At 69.5% G+C, this 19,816-nt stretch carries 21 protein-coding genes; 11 read left to right on the top strand and 10 right to left on the bottom strand.

Annotation, left to right across the window (positions count from 1 at the left end; genetic code table 11):
- Nucleotides 1–3: 3 nt before the first annotated feature.
- On the bottom strand, nt 4–501 hold the full coding sequence (locus E2F49_RS07110) for an RNA polymerase sigma factor (RefSeq protein ID WP_133393160.1): 498 nt from the start codon (nt 499–501) through the stop codon (nt 4–6).
- A gap of 204 nt (nt 502–705) precedes the next feature.
- Between E2F49_RS07110 and E2F49_RS07105 the strand changes: the two genes are divergently transcribed.
- Nucleotides 706–2,070 (top strand): MFS transporter, encoded by a 1,365-nt coding sequence (locus E2F49_RS07105; RefSeq protein WP_133393159.1) that lies wholly within the window; start codon nt 706–708, stop codon nt 2,068–2,070.
- 222 nt (nt 2,071–2,292) lie between these two features.
- Here the strand turns inward: E2F49_RS07105 and E2F49_RS07100 are convergent, their stop codons facing one another.
- Complete coding sequence (locus tag E2F49_RS07100) at nt 2,293–3,084, bottom strand: dioxygenase family protein (RefSeq protein WP_133393158.1); 792 nt, start codon at nt 3,082–3,084, stop codon at nt 2,293–2,295.
- Between the two features lie 285 nt (nt 3,085–3,369).
- On the opposite strand from E2F49_RS07100, the gene E2F49_RS07095 reads away from it, so the two are divergent.
- The 4 genes from E2F49_RS07095 to E2F49_RS07080 all read left to right on the top strand — a co-directional run bounded on the left by E2F49_RS07095 (nt 3,370) and on the right by E2F49_RS07080 (nt 6,904).
- The gene (locus E2F49_RS07095; protein ID WP_133393157.1) at nt 3,370–3,957 is read left to right on the top strand and encodes a sigma-70 family RNA polymerase sigma factor; all 588 of its coding nucleotides are present in this window, start codon (nt 3,370–3,372) and stop codon (nt 3,955–3,957) included.
- Entirely contained in the window at nt 3,954–4,613 is a 660-nt protein-coding gene (locus E2F49_RS07090; RefSeq protein ID WP_425481340.1) for a ChrR family anti-sigma-E factor, read from the top strand. Before E2F49_RS07095 ends, E2F49_RS07090 begins: the two co-directional genes overlap by 4 nt.
- Nucleotides 4,614–4,676: 63 nt before the next feature.
- A complete protein-coding gene (locus E2F49_RS07085) occupies nt 4,677–5,714 on the top strand; it encodes an SMP-30/gluconolactonase/LRE family protein (protein ID WP_133393156.1) in 1,038 nt (345 codons plus the stop codon).
- Between the two features lie 32 nt (nt 5,715–5,746).
- On the top strand, nt 5,747–6,904 hold the full coding sequence (locus tag E2F49_RS07080) for an AAA family ATPase (protein ID WP_133393155.1): 1,158 nt from the start codon (nt 5,747–5,749) through the stop codon (nt 6,902–6,904).
- A 73-nt stretch (nt 6,905–6,977) separates the two neighbouring features.
- On the opposite strand, the gene E2F49_RS07075 is transcribed toward E2F49_RS07080, so the two are convergent.
- The 3 genes from E2F49_RS07075 to E2F49_RS07065 form a co-directional block, all read right to left on the bottom strand.
- Nucleotides 6,978–8,768, bottom strand: a complete 1,791-nt coding sequence (locus E2F49_RS07075; RefSeq protein ID WP_133393154.1) for a M56 family metallopeptidase — start codon at nt 8,766–8,768, stop codon at nt 6,978–6,980.
- Nucleotide 8,769: 1 nt separating this feature from the next.
- Nucleotides 8,770–9,159: a BlaI/MecI/CopY family transcriptional regulator gene (locus E2F49_RS07070; RefSeq protein ID WP_133393153.1), complete on the bottom strand. Its 390-nt coding sequence runs from the start codon at nt 9,157–9,159 to the stop codon at nt 8,770–8,772.
- A gap of 189 nt (nt 9,160–9,348) precedes the next feature.
- Nucleotides 9,349–9,972 (bottom strand): dihydrofolate reductase family protein, encoded by a 624-nt coding sequence (locus tag E2F49_RS07065; protein ID WP_133393152.1) that lies wholly within the window; start codon nt 9,970–9,972, stop codon nt 9,349–9,351.
- 212 nt (nt 9,973–10,184) lie between these two features.
- On the opposite strand from E2F49_RS07065, the gene E2F49_RS07060 reads away from it, so the two are divergent.
- Nucleotides 10,185–10,556 (top strand): hypothetical protein, encoded by a 372-nt coding sequence (locus E2F49_RS07060; RefSeq protein WP_133393151.1) that lies wholly within the window; start codon nt 10,185–10,187, stop codon nt 10,554–10,556.
- Between the two features lie 70 nt (nt 10,557–10,626).
- Nucleotides 10,627–11,016, top strand: coding sequence for a hypothetical protein (locus E2F49_RS07055; protein ID WP_133393150.1), 390 nt, complete (start codon nt 10,627–10,629; stop codon nt 11,014–11,016).
- Between the two features lie 28 nt (nt 11,017–11,044).
- On the opposite strand, the gene E2F49_RS07050 is transcribed toward E2F49_RS07055, so the two are convergent.
- A complete protein-coding gene (locus E2F49_RS07050) occupies nt 11,045–12,157 on the bottom strand; it encodes an alkene reductase (protein WP_133393149.1) in 1,113 nt (370 codons plus the stop codon).
- Between the two features lie 244 nt (nt 12,158–12,401).
- On the opposite strand from E2F49_RS07050, the gene E2F49_RS07045 reads away from it, so the two are divergent.
- Entirely contained in the window at nt 12,402–12,917 is a 516-nt protein-coding gene (locus E2F49_RS07045; protein ID WP_055249278.1) for an MgtC/SapB family protein, read from the top strand.
- 114 nt (nt 12,918–13,031) lie between these two features.
- Nucleotides 13,032–13,853: a hypothetical protein gene (locus tag E2F49_RS07040; protein ID WP_133393148.1), complete on the top strand. Its 822-nt coding sequence runs from the start codon at nt 13,032–13,034 to the stop codon at nt 13,851–13,853.
- 279 nt (nt 13,854–14,132) lie between these two features.
- On the opposite strand, the gene E2F49_RS07035 is transcribed toward E2F49_RS07040, so the two are convergent.
- Nucleotides 14,133–14,504, bottom strand: a complete 372-nt coding sequence (locus E2F49_RS07035) for a DUF1428 domain-containing protein (RefSeq protein ID WP_133393147.1) — start codon at nt 14,502–14,504, stop codon at nt 14,133–14,135.
- A gap of 140 nt (nt 14,505–14,644) precedes the next feature.
- Entirely contained in the window at nt 14,645–15,037 is a 393-nt protein-coding gene (locus E2F49_RS07030; RefSeq protein WP_133393496.1) for a MerR family transcriptional regulator, read from the bottom strand.
- An 88-nt stretch (nt 15,038–15,125) separates the two neighbouring features.
- Between E2F49_RS07030 and E2F49_RS07025 the strand changes: the two genes are divergently transcribed.
- Nucleotides 15,126–15,905 (top strand): MauE/DoxX family redox-associated membrane protein, encoded by a 780-nt coding sequence (locus E2F49_RS07025; protein ID WP_133393146.1) that lies wholly within the window; start codon nt 15,126–15,128, stop codon nt 15,903–15,905.
- A 21-nt stretch (nt 15,906–15,926) separates the two neighbouring features.
- Here E2F49_RS07025 and E2F49_RS07020 read toward each other — a convergent pair whose 3' ends face one another.
- Entirely contained in the window at nt 15,927–18,824 is a 2,898-nt protein-coding gene (locus E2F49_RS07020) for a VIT domain-containing protein (protein ID WP_133393145.1), read from the bottom strand.
- A 147-nt stretch (nt 18,825–18,971) separates the two neighbouring features.
- On the opposite strand from E2F49_RS07020, the gene E2F49_RS07015 reads away from it, so the two are divergent.
- A complete protein-coding gene (locus E2F49_RS07015) occupies nt 18,972–19,199 on the top strand; it encodes a hypothetical protein (protein WP_055249266.1) in 228 nt (75 codons plus the stop codon).
- Between the two features lie 45 nt (nt 19,200–19,244).
- Here E2F49_RS07015 and E2F49_RS07010 read toward each other — a convergent pair whose 3' ends face one another.
- A complete protein-coding gene (locus E2F49_RS07010) occupies nt 19,245–19,508 on the bottom strand; it encodes a hypothetical protein (RefSeq protein ID WP_133393144.1) in 264 nt (87 codons plus the stop codon).
- Between the last annotated feature and the right edge of the window lie 308 nt (nt 19,509–19,816).

Genomic DNA, 19,816 nt, shown 5'->3' with positions numbered 1-19,816 from the left:
CCTCTACAGTTCGTGACGGATGCGCTGGCGCAGCCGGCTGATCTTGGTGGCGACGTTGGTCTCGGACAGGCCGAGGATCTCGGCGATGTCGCGGTGGCTGCGCTCGTCGAGGTAGAGCAGCAGCAGGGCGCGGTCGAGCGGCGCCTGCGCGTGGATGAAGCGGTGCAGGGCGCGGACCTGCTGCTCGGCCTGGGCGTCGTGCGGCGCGGGATCGGCCAGGTCGTGCAGCGTCTCGTCCAGTGGCACCGCATGGCGGTGGCGCAAGGTGGCGCTGCGGACCGCGCTGATGGCCACGTTGAGCGCGATGCGGTACATCCAGGTACTGAAGGCGCGGCTGCGGTCGTATTTCGGCCAGGCGCGCCACAACTGCACGGCGATCTCCTGCGCGAGGTCGGCGCGGTCGTGCGGGTCGCGGCAGTAGCTCGCCGCCACGGTGGCGACGATGCCGTGGTGATCGCGCAGCAGCCGGGCGAATTCCGCGCCGGTGTCTTCGAGGGGCATCGTGGTGTCCATGCGTGGCCGGTGGTCGACTCTCATGGGGTGGTTCGCACGGGGGCGAGGGATATCACACGGCGGCGCACATCCGGGCGCGATGCCCGCCGGAGCGCGGTGCGGCGCCATCTAGTCCCAATGGATTAGATGCGCCGTCCGTCACGGGACCCGGGCCTATACTCGCCGCCTTCTCTCCCCCGAGCAGGCCCCCGCATGAGTGCTCCCAGCGCCGCTGCCGCCCCCCTCGCGTCCCGTCCCGCCAGCCTGCGCAGGTCGGTGTCCAACACGCTCAAGGGTTCGGCCGGCAACCTCGTCGAGTGGTACGACGTCTACGTCTACTCGGTCTTCGCGGTCTATTTCGAATCGCAGTTCTTCTCGGCCGACGACAAGAACTCCACGCTCTACGTCTGGGCGATCTTCGCCGCGACCTTCCTGATGCGCCCGATCGGCGCCTGGTACTTCGGCCGCTTCGCCGACCGCTACGGCCGCCGTCTCGCGCTGACGGTGTCGGTGTCGGTGATGGCGGGCTGTTCGTTCCTGATCGCGATCGCGCCCACCGCGCAGCAGATCGGCATCTGGGCGGCCGTGCTGCTGCTGATCGCGCGTCTGGTGCAGGGCTTCGCGACCGGCGGCGAGTACGGCGCCAGTGCGACCTACATGTCCGAGGCGGCGATTCCCGGCCGTCGCGGCTTCCTGTCCTCGTTCCACTACGTGACGCTGGTCGGTGGCCACGTGCTGGCGCAGGCCACGCTGCTGGCGATGCTGCTGATGCTCGACGTCTCGCAGATCACCGAGTGGGGCTGGCGCGTCGCCTTCGGCATTGGCGGCCTCGCCGCGATCGTGGTGTTCTGGCTGCGTCGCACGATGGAGGAATCGCTGGAAACCTCGTCGATCGAAGCGGCCAAGACCGGCGGCGCGAAGGCCAGCGGCTCGATGCGCGAGCTGTTCGTGAACCAGTGGCGCCCGCTGCTGCTGTGCTTCCTGATCACCGCCGGCGGCACGCTCGCGTTCTACGCCTACTCGGTCAACGGTCCGAAGATGATCCAGACCGCGTTCGCCGGTGGCGACGTCATCACCGGCACCTGGATCAACCTCGGTCTGCTGACCTTCCTGATGCTGCTGCAGCCGGTCGGCGGCTGGCTGTCGGACAGCATCGGCCGCAAGAGCCTGCTGGTGTTCTTCGGCATCGGCGGCGTGCTCTACACCTGGTATCTGGTGACGGCGCTGCCGCAGCAGACCAGTGCGCTGTCCGCGTTCGTGATCCTGGGCATCGGCTTCGTGATCCTGACCGGCTACACCTCGATCAACGCGGTGGTGAAGGCCGAGCTGTTCCCGACCCACGTGCGCGCGCTGGGCGTGGGCCTGGGCTATGCGCTGGCCAACTCGGCCTTCGGCGGCACCGCGCCGCTGGCCTACCAGGCCGCGTTGAAGGCCGACCAGATCGACATGTTCGTGATCTATGCCACTTCGATCATCGCGGTGTCGCTGGTGGTCTACGTGTTCTTCCTGAAGAACAAGGATCAGAACTGGCTCGACGACGAAGCGCACATGCACGCGCGCATCGCCAAGCGCCGCTGATCGCGGTTCGACGCCTGAAGCCGCCCGCTCCGGAATCCGGGGCGGGCGGTTTTTCTTTGGGCGTCGAAGCGACCCGCTGACGCAGGATGGGTGGAGCGCGGCGAAACCCATGACGCGCGTCGCTCGCATCGCGATTGCAGTTGATCCCGGCATCTGCCGTCGCAAGGGTGCGCATCGCAATGGCGGGTTTCGCTGCGCTCCACCCACCCGACGCGACGTCGGCTACGCGGGCGCGCCGTCGAAGCGGTAGATGTCCATCGCCAGAAAGCCCATGTCGATGCCGGCATCGATGCGCTGCGCACGCATCGGCGTGCCGCCGGCGCCCATCGCCACGTACAGCGGCAGCAGGTGCTCGTCGGTGGGATGCGCGCGTTCGGCGTGCGGCGCCTGGCGGCGGTAATCGAGCAGGGCGTCGACGTCCTCGGCCGCCATGCGTTGCTCGACCCAGTCGATGAAGGGCTGCACGTAGGGCGCCTGCCTGGCGTCGTTGTAACTGCGCCAGTCGTGCAGGTTGTGGGTGATGCTGCCCGAGCCGATCACCAGCACGCCCTCGTCGCGCAACGGCGCCAGCGCCCGACCCACGGCCAGCTGGTGCGCTGGCCCCAGGTGGGGCTGGATCGACACCGGCACCACCGGAATGTCGGCGTCCGGGTACAGCAGACGCAGGGGCACCCAGACGCCGTGGTCGAGGCCACGGGTGGGGTCGAGCGTCGGCGACAGACCGGCATCGGACAGCAGTCCGGCGACGCGGGCGGCAAGCGTGGGCGCGCCCGGCGCGGGATAACGGATGTCGAACAGCGCCTGCGGAAAGCCCCCGAAATCGTGGATGGTCTGCGGATGCGCCGCGGCGCCCACATGCGGCGCGTGCGCCAGCCAGTGCGCGGATGCGATGACGATCGCGCGCGGGCGGGGCAGGTCGCGGGCGAGTTCGGCCAGACGTGCGCCCACCTGGCCGGGCTCGAGCGCGGTCATCGGCGAACCGTGGGAGATGTAGAGGGCAGGCAGGCGGGACATGGCAGGCTCCGGCGCCAGTGGGCAACCACCGGCAGTTGCCGTCCAATCTGCGGCCGTGGGCGGTACCGGGCCATGCCTGCAGGCGCGAAGCATCGTTCCGCCGGTGCGAACGGAGGGCACGAGGCGCCGTCTTCGCGCAAACGGCCTTCGGTCGCCCACGCATCCGATCGCCGCGTCCGCGCGTAGAGGTGCAGGTCGCAACCTGCACGTCCCGCACACGGCGCCATGCCCAAGCTGCCTCCCACCGCCGCTTCCAAGGTCACGCCCCTGCACGGGGCGTCGCGCATGTCGAAAGCTCTCGCCCAACCGGCGCCGGACGCGCTGTACTGGTCCGGCCAGATGTCCCGGGTGGCCGCGCACGCGGACGTCGACTGCTTCATGCGCATCTACGACCATTTTGCTCCGCGCCTCAACCGCTATCTGCTCGGTCTGGGGCTCGGCGCCGCACAGGCCGAGGATCTGGTGCAGGAGTCGATGCTGCGGCTCTGGCGGCGCGCGCGCTCCTTCGATGCCGACCGCGCGAGTCTCGGGACGTGGTTGTTCCGGATCGCCCGCAATCTGCACATCGACGGGCTGCGCAGGGCGTCGTCGTCGAGCGCGTGGCCGGACGAGGATGTCGAGCTGCTGGGCGAGCCCGAGGACGACGGCGAAATCGGCGCGAGCGCGCCCGAGGCCTTCACCGACCACGTGGGGCTCGGCCGCGCGATCGACGCGCTGCCCGCGGGGCAGGCGCGCCTGATCCGCATGTCGTATCTCGAATCCAAGAGCCACTCCGAGATTTCCAGCGAGCTGGGTATGCCGCTCGGGTCGGTGAAATCCACCCTGCGGCGCGCGTTCGCCAAGCTGCGGCGCGGCCTGGGCGGCGAGGCATGATCGCCCCGTCGCGCCATCTCGACGCGGCGACGCTGATCGGCTATTCGTCCGGCGCGCTGCCGGTCGCGTTCGCAGCCGTGGCCGCGAGCCACCTCGAACTGTGCGCGCACTGCCGCGCCGAGCTTCGCGCCGCCGACGCCATCGGCGCGCGGCTGATCGAACAGCAGGACGGCGCGCCGCTGTCGGCCACCGCGCGCGACGCGCTGCAGGCGCGTCTGGTCGAAGACATCGTCGTGCCGCGTCGCGCCGCGGCATCCGCCGTCGCGGATCCCGACCTGCTGCCCGCGCCCCTGCGGCCGTGGTTCGGCGAGCGCTATTCCACCCTGCGCTGGCGCGCGATCGCGCCCGGCATCCACATGCTGCGCGGTGGCGACGCCGGTCCGGACGGCCAGCTGTTGATGCTGCGCACCGCGTCCGGCAAGCGCATGCCGATGCACGGCCACGGCAACAACGAGCTGACGCTGGTGCTGCGCGGCGCCTACGACGACGTGCTGGGCCATTTCGGGCCCGGCGATGTCGCCGATCTCGACGCGGAGATCGAACACCAGCCGGTCACGAGCATCGGCGCGGCCTGCATTTCGGTGGCCGCGTCCGACGCGCCGATGCGCTTCAACGGTTGGATCGCGCGCGCGATACAGGCGGTGTTGCGGATCTGAGTGACGCCGCGTCGCGGCGATGCGTGGCAGGCTGTGTGACCGAGTCCGCAGCGAGGTCCGCCGATGCATCACTTCCGTCCGCTCTCCGGCGTGCTGTGCGCCGCGCTGCTCGGTGGCTGCGCCAGCACGTCCGCCACCCATCCCGCGATCGGCACGCTGACGGCGTGGACGCCGGCATTCGACGCGGTGGTCGCACCGGGCACGCCCATCGAGCGGCTCGCCGAAGGCTTCACGTGGGCGGAGGGTCCGACCTGGGTCGTCGACGAGGACGGGCGCGGCTATCTGCTGTTCACCGACGTGCCGGAGAACCGCATCCATCGCTGGTCGGAGACCGCGGGCGTTTCGGTGCTCCTGGAGCCGTCGGGCTATGACGGTCCGCCGCTCGACGTGCTGCGGGAGGCGGGCGCCAACGGTCTGCACACCGAGCCGGGCGGCACCGTGTTGCTGGCCGATTCAGGCAGCCGCACCGTGGCGCGTCTGGACCCGCGCACGAAGCGCAAGACGGTGCTCGCGCGCGAGTTCGAAGGCCGTCGCTTCAACAGTCCCAACGATGTCGTCCGCAGCGACGACGGCGCGATCTTCTTCACCGACCCGCCGTACGGGCTGAAGGATCTCGACGCGTCGCCAGTCAAGGAGCTGCCGTTCAACGGCGTCTACCGGCTGGATGCCGACGGTCGCGTGCAGCTGCTCGACGATGCGCTGACGCGCCCCAACGGCATCGCGCTGTCGCCCGACCAGCGCACGCTCTACGTCGCCAATTCCGACCCCGAGCGCGCGCTCTGGATGGCCTACGCCCTCGATGCCGACGGCGCGGTGACGTCGCGCCGGGTGTTCGCCGACGTGACCGCACTGGTCGGCGACGACGCGCCGGGCCTGCCGGACGGCATGACCGTCGCCGCCGATGGCACGGTGTTCGCGACCGGACCCGGTGGGGTGCTGGTCTTCGCGCCCGACGGCACGCGCTTGGGCCGTATCGAGACCGGCAGCGCGGTCGCCAACGTCGCGTTCGGCGATGACGGGCGCACACTGTATCTCGCGTCCGACAGCGTGCTGGCGCGGGTGCGGTTGCAGATCGCAGGGCCTGCGATCACGCGACGATAGAACGACGCGTCGCTTCCGCACCGCACGCGCCCATGCTCACCACGCTCGCCATCGCCCATTACCGTTCGCTGCACGCACTGGTCGTGCCGATGGGGCGGCTGAACCTCGTCATCGGCGCCAACGGCAGCGGCAAGTCCAGTCTCTATCGCGCGCTGCGCCTGCTGGCCGAGACCGCGCAGGGGGGCGTGGTGTCTGCGCTGGCGCGCGAAGGCGGTCTGCAGTCGACGCTGTGGGCGGGGCCGGAGATGCGTGCGCCGATGCGCCGCGGCGAGGTGCCGGTGCAGGGCGGGCCACGGCAGCAGCCGGTGTCGCTGAAACTCGGCTTCGCGGGCGAGACCTTCGGGTATGCGATCGATCTCGGTCTGCCGGTGCCGACGCGGTCGCTGTTCGCGCGCGATCCCGAGATCAAGCGCGAAGTGATCTGGGCCGGCCCGTTCCTGCGTCAGGGCAATACGCTGGTCGATCGACGCGGCGCGCTCGCGCGCGTGCGGGATGGACGCGCGTGGCGTGTGGCGGGCGAGCATCTCAATCCGTTCGAAAGCCTGTTCGGCCAGATCGCCGATCCGCGCCATGCACCCGAGGTGCTGCAACTGCGCGACACCATCCGCGGCTGGCGCTTCTACGACCACTTCCGCGCCGATGCCGATGCACCGGCGCGTCTGCCGCAGCTGGGCACGCGCACGCCGGTGCTGAGCCATGACGGTCACGATCTGGCTGCCGCCTGGGCAACGATCCGCGAGATCGGCGATGTGGAAGCGCTGGACGCCGCCGTGGCCGATGCGTTCCCCGGCGCGCACGTCGCGGTGCAGGTCGAAGGCGCGCGCTTTTCGCTGCAGTTCCATCAGCATGGTCTGCTGCGGCCCCTGTCGGCCGCGGAACTGTCGGACGGCACGCTGCGCTACCTGCTGTGGATCGCAGCGCTGCATACGCCGCGCCCGCCGCCGCTGATGGTGCTCAACGAGCCCGAAACCAGCCTGCATCCCGATCTGCTGCCGGCACTGGGCCGGCTCATCGCGCAGGCCGCGACGCGCACGCAGGTCTGGGTGGTCTCGCACGCGACCCGGCTGATCGCCGCGCTGGAGCAGACTCCGGCGTGCAACACGGTGCGTCTGGACAAGCGCGACAGCTGCACCGTGATCGACGGGCAGGGCCTGCTCGACGCGCCGCCGTGGCACTGGCCGGAGCGCTGAACCCTTCCTCAAGGAGCAGATACGGAAACGGCCCGTCACCGGGCCGCTTCTGTCACACGTGCAACGACGCCGCTCAGAGCCGCTGTGCGCGTCCGCTGGCGATGACCTCGTCGACGATCGCGCGCGCCTCGCGGTTCGCACGCGCCTGCGCCTGGGTCTGCAGCTTGGCCAGTTCGCCCTGCTCGCCGGCGAGCGCGGCCTGCTCGCGGGCGAGAGCGCCCATCTGTGTGCCGAGGCTGCGGGTCTCTGACTGCAGCTCTTCCAGCGCGCGATTGCGCGCGGCATCGTCGCCGTCACGCGCAGCCCGCAAGGACAGCTCGGCCAACCGGCTGCCGATCTCGCCCTGACGTTTGCCCAGTCGGCCCTGCTCTGTGCCCAGCGCGCCCTGGCGTTCGCCCAGCGCGCCCTGCTGTACGCCGAGTTCGCCTATGTCGTCAAAGGCCGCACGGATGCGGGCGCTGGTCACGCTGTCGCGGACGACGTAGCGAATGTCGCCGCGGCGTATCCACAACATCGATTCCTCGCCGTCCCGCGAGGCTGCCGCCTCCGCGAAGTCACTGTTGGAGCCCATCGCGATAGTGTGGTCGTCATCAAGAAGCACGAAGGACTCATCGGCAGCGCTGGGACCGCGCGTGATCGCGTTAGAGCTGATCGTCGTGACATGCCTGCTTACCGATTTCGAAGCAGGAGCACTGGGCGCGGGCGGTGCCGGCGGCGCGGCCGGCATCGCGGGCGTGACGGGCATCGGCGGTGCCGGCGGCGCGGCCGGGGTTTTCGGGGTCACGGCGGCTGGAGGGGCGGGCGGCGCAGGCGGTGCCTCCGGCGCGGCAGGTGCGGGCGGCGCAGGCGGGGTCGCGGCATTGGTGATGCGATAGGGCATCACGCCGACGACCGCGACCAGCAGGGTCGTCGACAACGCGATCGCGCGCGACAGCGGGCGTGTGGTCTGCAGCATGGTGAGTCTCCGCTTGAGGAAGGTGTAGTCGGGCGAGGCACTCGCCAGCCCGGCGTCGGGACGTGGCGCGATGCCCAGCCGCAGCAACAGCGCGCCGTAGGCGTGCGCGCCGTGTTCGTGACCGGCGAGGACCGCGGCATCGCAGGCGCCCTCGCGGGCGAGGCCGTATTCGCGCGCTGCGTAGTGGGCGAGCGGGTGGAACCAGAACAGATGCTGGGCGAGCGTCGGCAGCAGCCCAAGCCAGAGGTCGCGGCGCTGCAGGTGCACCAGCTCGTGGGTCAGCGCCATGTCCAGCTCGTCGGCGCGCAGCGTGCGTGCATAGCCTTCCGGCAACAGCAGCACCGGCGACCACGGGCCGATGAGCTGCGGCGATGCGATCGCATCGGACACGCGCACCTCAGGGGCCTTGCGCAGGCCGTGCGCGTCCGCGGCCAGTGCGAGCGCCTGCATCAAGGTGCGGTCTTCGCAGGGCGCAGCCGCCGCCACGAGACGGCGCGACGCCCGCAGCCCGTGCAGGCTGCGCGCGATCATCGCCACGACACCCGCCAGCCACACCAGCGCCAATGCGAGGGTCCACGACCAGACGGCCGGCGCGGCGGCGTCGATCTGCGCGGGGTCGTCGGCGATCTGCGCAGGCGCGATGCCCGCCTCGCCCAGCGGCGCGACCTGCATCGGCATCACCGTCATCTGTTCCACGGCCGGCAGCAGCGGCAACGCGATCGGCGACGACCAGGCCAGACCGACGACGAGCTGCAGTGCCACCAGCCACCACAGCCAGCAGCGCGTATCGGGCGACATGCGCGGCAGCAGCCGGCACAGGGCCCAGACCAGGGCCACCAGCAGCGTACTTTGCACGCTGGCCGCCAGCAGGCGGGGCAACAGCTGTTCGATCAGGTGTGCGAGGGCCATGTCAGCGCGCCTTGTGCTTGGACTGCAGATTGGCGACCAGCGCCTCCAGTTCGGCCAGTTCGTCGGCGCTGACGTGCTTGCGCTCCGACATCCAGGCCACGAATGGCGACACCGAGCCCTGCAGCGTCTTCTCCACGAAGCTGCCGATCGCGCTGCGCACCACTTCGTCCTGCTGCGTCGTCGGCGCGTAGCGGTAGGCACCGCCGCCGGGCTGGCTGCGCTTGAGGAAGGACTTCGCGCGCAGCCGTTCCATCATCGTCAACACGGTGGAGCGGGCGAGGCCGCGCGGCTCGCCGAATGCCGCGGCGACCTCGCCGACGGTCGAGGGCCCGGCCTCGTCGATGTGCTGCAGCAGGGCCAGCTCCTGGTCCCCGACGGTCTTCTTCGGCATGGCGGCATCCTTGGTGACTACACGTGTAGTCACCATGCGCCTGACTACATGTGTAGTCAATAGGTCGAACGGCACCCTGCCGGACAGATCCGCGAGAAGCGGTTCAGATTCGTTCGACCGCGTCGACCCGAGACGCGGTCACGCTTCGCCGTTCGTTCCGAGCTCCGAAACGCGCGTTCACCTCGTCCTTCACTCGAGCGCGAACGACCCCGTCTCCACAGCGCCCTGACGGACGTAGCGCGTGATCACGATGCCGTTCGGCGACACGACGCCGTGGTCGAGCGCAAACGAGGCGGGCAGGGCATGTCCATCGAACAGCCGCTTGCCGGCGCCGAGCAGCACCGGAAAGGTCAGCAGCCGGATCTCGTCGACGAGGTCGCTGGCCAGCAGCTGCTGCACCAGCAGGCTGCTGCCCTGGGTCAGCAGCACCGGGCCGTCCTGTGCCTTGAGCGCGCGCACCGCGCCGATCACGTCGCCGCCGAGCGCATGGCTGTTGTGCCAGTCGAGCGATTCGCCGCGGTGCGTGGCGACATGCTTGGCCGTGGCGTTGAACAACCGCGCGAGACCGGCGTCGTCGCCGTCTTCGGGCACCCGCGGCCAGTGCCCGGCGAAGATGTCCCAGGTGCGGCGCCCGAGCACCAGCTCGAAGGGCTGCGCGAACAATTCGCGCATGGCCGCGCCGAATCCGGCATCGGCATGCGGAACCGTCCAGCCGCCGAACGCGAAGCCGCCGCTGGTGTCTTCCTCCGGACCGCCGGGGGCCTGCATGACGCCGTCGAGGCTGATGAAGGCGGCAACGATGAGCTTGCGCATGGGTGTTCTCCGTTTCGAGGTGGGATGCCGCCGGCCGGCGGTGACATCATCACGACGGTCGAGCATCCCGGATTTCGACATCGGCCGCAGCGGTTCCGCATCGCTGCAACGGCCCACGCCGTGGATGGGGTCATATCCCGGCCAGCCACCATGCACGCCGGTTCACACGGGCGCACCTAGACTCGCCGTCATCCTTCCAAGCGGACGTCTCCATGATCCAGCGCATCGTTCCGGTTCTCCTCGTCGCCCTGCTGGCCGCGTGCAGCGCACCCGCCGAGCGCAGCGATGCCGTCACGCCGATCGGCGGCCCTGACAAGGCCACCGTCATCACCGAGGCCGAATGCCTGCGCGAGGGTGGACAGTGGACCCAGCTCGGTCGCGCGCCGGTCCAGCAGTGCCTGCGCCAGACCACCGACGCGGGCAAGGCCTGCAGCGACAGCGCACAGTGCGAAGGCCAATGCATGGCGTCCGAAGGTTCGGTCGACGGCGCGCAGGTCAGCGGACAGTGCAGCGTGGACACCAACCCCTTCGGCTGCCAGCAGCGCGTGCGCGGGGGGGTGGCCTCGACTATCTGCGTCGACTGACTGCGCAGGTTTCATCGGCGCTGCATCGGAGCGGGGACAGGATCGGACGCCCCCGCCTTGAGACACCGCCATGCAAAGTACCCAGACGCTTCTGTCCGCGACCCTGCTGATCGCCGCTGCAGCGGCGCCCGCCTGGGCCCAGCAGCTGCAGCGGCCCGCACCGGCGCCGCAGCCCGCGACGCAGACCACGCCCGCCACGACACCTTCGACGTTGCCGGCTACGCCCGCGCAGCGCGCACGCCCTGCCGCCGCGATCCCGGAAACGGGGCCCTCGACACCCGCGCGTCCCGCGACGCCCGCCGTGCAGCCGATGCAGCCGGCGCCCACGACCCCGACGCCGGTGCGCGATGCGCAGGGCCGCATCGTCCCCGGCGCACAGCCGATGACGGGCGACCGCGCGCGTGACCCGGTGACCGGTCAGGAATTCCGCACGACGCCCAACCCCGCACGCCCGCGCTGAGCGCGGGTGTGCAGCGGGACGCCCGGCGTCAGTCCAGCGTCGGGTAGTCCGTGTAGCCGGCATCGCCACCGCCGTAGAACGTGGCCTGGTCGGGCACGTTCAGCGGCGCGTCCTCGCGCAGGCGACGCACCAGATCCGGATTGGCGATGAAGGGGCGGCCGAATGCGACGGCATCCGCGTGACCCGAGGCCACCGCGGCTTCGGCGTCGGTCTTGCCGTAGTCGTTGTTGACGATCCAGACGCCGCGGCCGCCGGCGGCGTTGTAGGACGCCTTCAATGCGGCGTAGTCGAACGGCGCATCGCCCTGCGTGTAGTCGCGCTTGCCACCGGTCGCCCCCTCGATGACATGCACGAAGGCAAGCCCGAGCGGGGCCAACTGTTCGACCACGTGCGCGAACAGCGGTTGCGGATCCGGGTCGTGCGCATCATTGGCCGGGGTCACCGGCGAGAGGCGGATGCCGGTGCGATCACCGCCGATCTCCTCGACCACCGCACGCATGACCTCGCCGAGCAGGCGCGCGCGGTTTTCGATGCTGCCGCCGTATGCATCGGTGCGCACATTGCTGCCGCTGCGCAGGAACTGGTCGATCAGATAGCCGTTGGCGGCATGCACCTCGACGCCGTCGAAGCCGGCATCGATCGCCGCACGCGCGGCGCGGCGGTAGTCCTCGACAATGCCAGGCAATTCGGAGAGCTCCAGCGCGCGCGGCTCGGAGGTGTCGACGAAGGCGCCGTTGCCATCGGCATCGTGGATGAAGGTCTTGCTCCTGGCGCGGATCGCCGAGGGCGCGACCGGTGCGCCGCCATCGGGTTGCAGCGACGTGTGCGAGATGCGACCCACGTGCCACAACTGCACGACGATGCGCCCGCCGGCCGCGTGCACGGCATCGGTGACACGGCGCCAGCCGGCCAACTGCTCGGGCGCGTACAGGCCGGGGACGTCGGCATAGCCCTGACCCTGGTGGCTGATCGCGGTGGCTTCGGTGACCAGCAGGCCGGCGGTCGCGCGCTGCGCGTAATAGAGCGCGGTGCGTTCGAGCGGCACGGCTTTGGGCGAGCGGTTGCGCGTCAGCGGCGCCATCACGATGCGGTTGGGCAGCGACAGGGCGCCGGCGGTCAGGGGATCGAACAGGGTGGGCATGGGGAAGCATTCCGGCCGTGGGGCTTTCGGACCTGTTGGCCGCGACGCCGATTTCAAGCGGCGCCCGCGCATGCAGCGCGGGACGCAGTGTTGTGCAGACGCGTGCGATGCGCTGCGGCTTCATCGAACCCTCACCCGTGTCCCACCCGATCATGGCTAGGCTCGAGGCTCCTTCCGATTCGGGAACCGCGATGCCGCGTTATTCCACGCACCCGGCGACGCGTGCGCCGCAGGTTTCGATGCGATGAGTGTTCTGGACCAGATCGGCAGCGCCATCGCGCGCGAACTCGAACTGCCGGATGCCGACACCATGACCACGATCGTGGTCCGCGTGCTGGTGGCCGCGGTCCTCGGCGGCATCGTCGGCTGGGAGCGCGAGCGCAAGGGTCGGGCTGCGGGCCTGAAGACCCACATCCTGGTCTCGATCGGCTCGGCGCTGTTCGTGCTGGCGCCGCTGTTGGCCGAGATCGACGGCGCCGACGTCACGCGGGTGATGCAGGGCGTGGTGTCGGGCATCGGCTTCCTCGGCGCAGGCGCGATCCTCAAGCTCGGCAAGGAGGAGCGCATCGAAGGCCTCACGACGGCGGCCGGTGTCTGGATGACCGCCGCCATCGGCATGGCCGCCGGCATGGGCCAGGAAATGGTGGCGCTGATCACGACGGTCGTCGCGATGCTGGTCGTGGGCGCCGTGCCGCGCTTCCGCTATCGCGAGGATCTGCCCCATCGCGACATGCGCGCAGGCAAGTCGCCCGACTCGTGACGCAGCCGTCGCAGCGCTGAACCGTCGGCTCGCGCATTGTGCTTTCGACGACGGCGACTTCATGCCGTGCCCGCCACGTTGCGCGTTCCAACCCAACGCACGTCGGAGAGTTCCATGAGCAAGCATGACGAGATCCAGGACGGTGGCCGCGACATGAATCGCGACCCGATCACCAAAGCGCCGGGCGCGCATCCGGTCGGCGTCGGTGTCGGTGGTGCGGCCGGCGGCGTGGCGGCGGGTGCAGCGGCCGGCACGGTGTTCGGCCCCGTGGGCACGCTGATCGGTGCGGCCATCGGCGTCGTCGCCGGTGCCGCGGTCGGCAAGGGTGTTGCCGAGCGCGTCGATCCCACCGGCGAAGTCGAGTACTGGCGTGATGCGCACACCAACCGCGACTACGTGAAGTCCGGCCACGATTACGACCGCGACTACGCGCCGGCCTACGGGCTTGGACTGCAGGCACGCGAGGCCGACCGCACCCGTGGCTGGGACGAGTCCGAAGCCGATCTGCAGCGCCAGTGGGACCAGTCGCGCGGTGCATCGAAGCTCGACTGGGACGATGCGCGCCCGGCCGTCCGTGACGCTTGGGACCGGACCGATCGCACCTACGATCTCTATGCCCGCAGCGATGCTTACCACGCCGACGCGTTCGAGAAGGCGAGCTACCGCGACGCGGATGCCGACTACAGCCACTACCAGCCGGCCTACCGTTACGGCGCCTATGCGCGCAGCCGTCATGCCGATCGCGCCTGGGACGACTCGCTGGCCAGCGAACTCGAGCGCGATTGGCCGAACCGCCGTGGCGACTCGCCGCTGGACTGGGACCGCGCCAAGGCCGCGGTGCAGGATGCCTACGTGTCCCACGACCAGTACACCGGCGGCAACTACCTCCGCGACAACAGTGGGCGCGACGATACCGACCGTTTCCGCGTGGGCTGACCGCCGCGCGTCATCAATGAAAGAAAGAGCGCGTCGCAAGGCGCGCTTTTTCTCGCTGGTGAGCCCGACGGATTCACGGGTCGATGCGGCTTCCGCCATCGCCCAGGTTCGCGTCCGGATTTTTTGGCCGGGAAGCAAAACCAGACGCAAGTCGGGACAGCATCCTGACCCGCCGCATCGTCCTCCCGTCGACCGCCAGGCTTGATGCTGGCACTCGACGGGTGACGCAAGAGACGGTTCAGCCGAGTTGGTCTTCCTTGATCCGGACCACGTCTGTGCTCAGTTCTTCCCGTCCAGCGTGACCACCGGCGAGAAGCCGCCGTAGATCATCCGCTTGCCATCGAAGGGCATCGGGTTCCTTTCAGGATCCATGCGCGGGTCGGTGCCATCCATCATCTTCTGCATGCCCGCATCGCGCGTGGCCTTGTCCGGCCATTCGATCCACGAGAAGACCACCGTCTCGTCGTCCCTGGCCTGCACGGCCTTGCGGAAGTCGGTGCGCGTGCCGTCGGGCACGTCGTCGCCCCAGCACTCGAGCACGCGGGTCGCGCCGTATTCGATGAAGACCGAATCGCCGAGATTGGCGTGGTCGATGAACTTCTGCTTGTTGGCCGTCGGCACGGCGATCACGAAACCGTCGATGTAGGGCATTTCGGACTCCTGGTCGGGGCGCGGGTGCGCGAGAGGCGATGCAGCGGGTGCCGCACAGCTTCATACCGGACGACGTATCAGGGCGGCGTCTTTCGACATGTCGCATCTGCGCATTCAGGAGAAAACTCCGGCAGGCGGCATCAACGCGACCCGGCCCCCGTATCGAAGGCCTCGAGAATCGGACAGGGACCGCGCTTTCCATGTCCGCACCGTTGTGCCAGCGTGGCCAGCGCATCGCGGGCCTGCTGGAGTTCGGCGATCTTCGCGTCCAATGCCGCGATGCGGGCATCGGCGAGGGCGCGTACGCGCGCGCGGTCGTGGGTCGCGTCCAGCGCCAGCAGTTCGGCGATCCCGTCGAGGGTGAAGCCGGCGGCCTGGGCGCTGCGGATGAAACGCAGCCGGCGCAGATCGGCGTCACCGTAGTGACGGATGCCGCCACCGCGGCTGGGCGTGTCGAGCAGGCCGCGGCGCTGGTAGAAGCGCACGGTCTCGACACCGACGCCGCCGGACGCAGCCAGCGCCGAGATCGTCATCGTGTCCACACTTGACTCCGTACTCTGGTACGGACGGTATACAGGGCGGCATCCGGCACCGGCAAGGCGCCGCCAGAGGAGTGTTTCGATGACGACATCCGCTGCCCGCCCGCGCGCGGTGCTCTACCGCATGGTGATGCCCGGGCACCTCTGCCCGTTCGGTCTGAAGGCGCGGCATCTGCTGCGCAGCCGGGGCTACGAGGTCGAGGACCACTGGCTGGAAACGCGTGAGGCCACCGACGCCTTCAAGGCCGAACACGATGTGCGGACCACACCGCAGGTCTTCATCGACGGCGTGCGCATCGGCGGCCATGACGATCTGCGCCGCTTCCTCGGCCTGAAGGTGCGCGACCCGAAGGCGACCACCTATCGCCCGGTCGCGGCGCTGTTCGGGATGACCGCGCTGATGGCGCTTGCACTGTCGTACGCCATGACCGGCAGCCCGCTGACCATCCGCGGTGCCGAGTGGTTCGTGTCCCTGAGCATGTGCGTGTTGGCGCTGCTGAAACTGCAGGACGTGCAGACCTTCTCCAGCATGTTCCTCAACTACGACCTGCTGGCGAAGCGCTGGGTGCCCTACGCCACGCTGTACCCGTTCCTCGAAGGTGTGGCCGGCGTGCTCATGGTCGCCGGCGCGCTGACCTGGTTCTCGGCGCCACTCGCACTCGTGATCGGTGGCATCGGAGCGGTGTCGGTCTTCAAGGCGGTCTACCTCGAGAAGCGCACGCTCAAGTGCGCCTGCGTCGGTGGCGGCAGCAATGTGCCGCTGGGCTTCGTGTCGCTGACCGAGAACCTGATGATGGTCGCGATGGCGCTGTGGATGTTGGCCGCGCCCGTGCTGTGGCCGGGCCTGCACGCGGCGATGTGAGCCGCGTGCAGGTCCATCGCGTCACTTCACCTCGAACGCGCCGACGAACACCGTCTCGCGCGCGTCGGACAGACGCAGCGTGATGCGCTGGTCCTGCTGCGCAGCGGTGCCGAAGCCGGTGCTGAGCCACAGCGTCAGCGTGGTCGCGCCGGTGACCAGTTGCTGGCGCTGGCCGAAGAAGTTGGCCTCCACGCGATAGGTGCCGGGCTTGGCGTCGCGCAGGGCGAACTCCTCCGGGCCATAGCCGCGGGTGAAGTCCGGCGACATCCGCGCACCCTGACGCGTCAGGCGGTTGCCGTAATAGGCCTTGTCGCCATCAGGATCGGTGACCCACAGGTCCATGTCGCTGTCGTCGCTGTCCCAGCTCAGCACCGCGCGCAGGTCCAGCGGCAGATTGCGCAGCAGGCGTGGATCGATGTGCGAGGTGTCGAGCCGGGACGGTGCAGTGGCCACGATGGCATTGAGTTCGACCAGCGCGGTCAGCTCGATCTCCGCAAACCGGCCGTGCCATTCGCCTTCGACGACCTCGTTGAGCAAGTCGATCGCGCGCTGCCGGTCGCCGGCGGCCGCAAATGCGATCGCGAGGTCGCGCAGGCTCTGCGGTTCCTCGGGGCGCATCGCGAGCACACGCTCGAGTACGGGCACCGCGAGGTCGTCGCGTTCGAGTTCGCGCAGGCGATAGGCCAGCACGCGCAGCACGTGTGGATTGTCGAGGTCCAGCTCGGCCAGGTTCGACAGCACGCGCAGGGCCAGCGCGTGTTCGCCGCGCCGCTGCAGGACGTCGGCGGCGTCGAGATAGAACGCGGTGCCCTGCGTGTCGGCATCGCGGATGTCGAGATAGCGCGCGTAGACCTCGCCGGCGGGGGCCTCGCGCAGGCGGCGCGCGAGCGGATCGTCCGACTGCCACGGCTGCAGGCGGATCGTCGCCGCGGGCGCCGGGGTGCCGGGTCCCGCGGCGTCTTCACGCAGCCGACTGCCACTCACTTGCACGGCATCCAGCGACATCTCCGCCGCGTCGGCGCGCATCATCGGCATCGGCGCCATCGCCGGCGCTGGCGGCGGCGGGGGCGGTGCGGCCGGCGACTGCGCCGCGCCGGACGTGGCGCGCGCTTCTTCGGCGATCACCAGCGGTGGCGCGTCCTTGGGGAACTCGTGTTCCCACCACGCGATGCGTTCGGCCCAGCCGCGTGCCACTGCGTCCAATCGCGTCTGCCGGTCGCGACGCTTCGATGTCAGCGCGTGTTGGCGTGCAACCGCGACGGCGTCGGCGATCGCGGCCGGCGCGTCGATGTCGAATCGCACGTAGTCCTCGACCCGTTCGAGCACCAGCAGCGAAGTGCCCGGCGTGACGATGCCGAAGCGCTGACCAAGTGCGGCGATGCGCATGCGATTGCGCTCGGGCTCGGCCTGCAGCGCCGCCAGCTGGAAACGCGCCCACTGCAGCACCGCGAGTGCGCCGTGCGCGCTGCGGTGCGCGTCGATCGTCAGCGGCAGCCGCTGCGTGCGGCCGTGGGTGTCGATGTCGAGTTGCAGCGCCGCGCGTGCGCCGTCCAGCCGGCCTGCGATGCGCAGCGTGCCGTTCGCGGGCACGTGCGACTCGACCACGAGATCGCGTGCGCCGGTGCCGCCGAGCGAGACCAGACGCGGCGCGTCCTCGAGCAGGCTCCGGATGGCGACGGGCAGGGCGGCAGCATCCTGCAGGGCGATCGCATGGCCGCCGCGCGCCTGCGCCAGTGCCGCGAGTCGCGTCGCATCGCCACTCGTCGTCTGTATCGCGAACAATCGCTGGTCGTTCGCGAACACCGGGAACGCATCGGCGCCGTGATTGAACAGCCCATCGCCGAACAGCAGGTACTCGCCGATGTCGGCTGATGACGTCCAGCCGCCGCCCGCAGTGGCCCCGTCATAGACGGTTGTCTCGAGTTCACGACGCAGCGCCCGCCAGTCGCCACGACGGATCCCGAACCGGCGCGGCGCTTCGGCGACGTCGCGCAGACGGACCAGTTCGACTTCGACATCACCCGCGGCGCGGAAGTAGGCATCGAGCAGGGTGAATTCCAGTGCGTGCGGACGTGCGCGACCGGACATCGAGCTGTCCCAGAGCAGGCCGATGCGACGTGGCAGTTCACGTGCGGACGTGCCGCCATCCACCGGCACATCGGCGACGAACCAGATCGCGCCATTGCGCTGCTCCAGTTGCACGGCGGGGCGACGGGTGTAAGGCACGCGCAGCGTCGCGGTGCCGGACTGCGGCAGGTCGGCCTTGCGCAGGGACACGCGCCAGCCGTCGCCGCTCGGCGTGATCGACGGCTGGCCGGGCAAGCCGGTCAGGCTCGGCCGCGCCGACGTGGCCAAGGTCAGCTCGACCTGGTCGAGCCCGCGTGCGAATGACAGCGGCAAGGCAACCGTGTCGGCGCGTCCGTCGCGCTGCAGCGGCGCCAGCAGCACCAGTCTGACGCGACGCGTGCCGCCCGGTGCGAAGGGATAGACACGCAGGCGGAAGGTGTCGCCGGCCGCGTGCTCGAGCAGTCCCGGATCGACGCCCTCGCGCACGATGGTTTCGAAGACCTCGCGGCCGCGATCCTTCGGCACCGGTACCGCGTCGCGCAGCGCGCCGTCGATATCCAGCGCGAAGCCGACGATCTGTTGGCCCGGTGCCAGCGGGAACTGCAGATTGCCCTCGCGCACGAGGGACGCAGGATTGCGGAAGGTCATGTCGATGGTGGTGCGAGCGACACCGGCACCGGTTTCGACATGAAGCTGCGCGCTTTCCAAGCGGACGGGCGAGTCGCCCGCGTCGGCAATCACGAGAGGCGGTGCGACGATTGTTGGAACACGCTGGGCGGATGCCGCCAAGGGCAACAGGGCAATCAGGCAGAGTAGGGTGCGAATGTTGAAACCGGGCAGGCGACGGCACATGGCGACATCCTCGGGCAGTGCGGGAATGAACGCGCCGTGCCGCGGAACGGGGTTGCGGTCCGTGTGCGACGCTTTTGGCACTCTTCACGCGCCCATTCAGATTGCTGCGCGAGGATCGTCGCCATCCACGATCTTCGGAGTTTCCCCATGAGCGGACAGGGTTCGGCCGGCAACGTCATCGCCGCCATCTGCAGCTTCTTCGTGCCCGGCCTTGGCCAGCTGGTTCAGGGCCGCATTCTCTCGGCGATCCTGTGGTTCGCCGCCGCCTGTGTCGCCTTCGTCATCACCTGGTTGCTGACGGTCTCGCTGTTCCCGTTCGGCTGGTTCGTCGTCAGCATCTTTTCCTGCATCAACGCGGCGCTCTATCGCCGCTGACGCCATGCGGGCCGGCATCGCTGCTGCCGGCCCGCACCCTCGTTCTTATTTCGGTTCGCCGTTCTCGACGCCCGTATCGCTGCGGACATCGTCTGCGAACGAATGCCCGCTGGCATCACGGTCGCCGACCTGGTCGTCGAGTTCCGTGTCCAGCAGATCAGCCTGATCGTCGACGCCGATATTGTCGAGCGCGGACTGCGAACGCGGATCGCGCAATGCCGGCCCGTCGGTGTCCGGCAGATCGTCATGATCGCGCAGCGCCTTCTCGTCTTCCGGCGCCGCCGGTCGCGTGGGGTTGGACTTGCTCATCTGCATGCTCCGTCTCGTGGGATGTCCACCCTGCGCGCGCGGATGTCACGCGCGCGACAAACAATCGTGATCGGGAGGCAATGACTCGCCTGTTGGCTTGTCCGCTGCAAGTCCACTGTTCGACGCCTTGCCAAGCGCTCGACAGCCCGGGCGGCACGCGGCGCCACCGGTCAACTCACCAGCGCCTGGACATTGCGTCTGCCGAAGCGACTCGAGTCCGATACTCGTGACCGTTCGCGCGTCCCTCATCGTCGTGCCATTCATACGCTGTGATGCCCGCATAAAAAAAACACGGCCCCTTTCGGGGC

Source organism: Luteimonas terrae (assembly GCF_004358165.1).
GTDB classification, from domain to species: Bacteria; Pseudomonadota; Gammaproteobacteria; order Xanthomonadales; family Xanthomonadaceae; genus Luteimonas; species Luteimonas terrae.
Note: the sequence above shows the minus strand (reverse complement) of the source record. Positions and strands in the feature narration are given on the sequence as shown.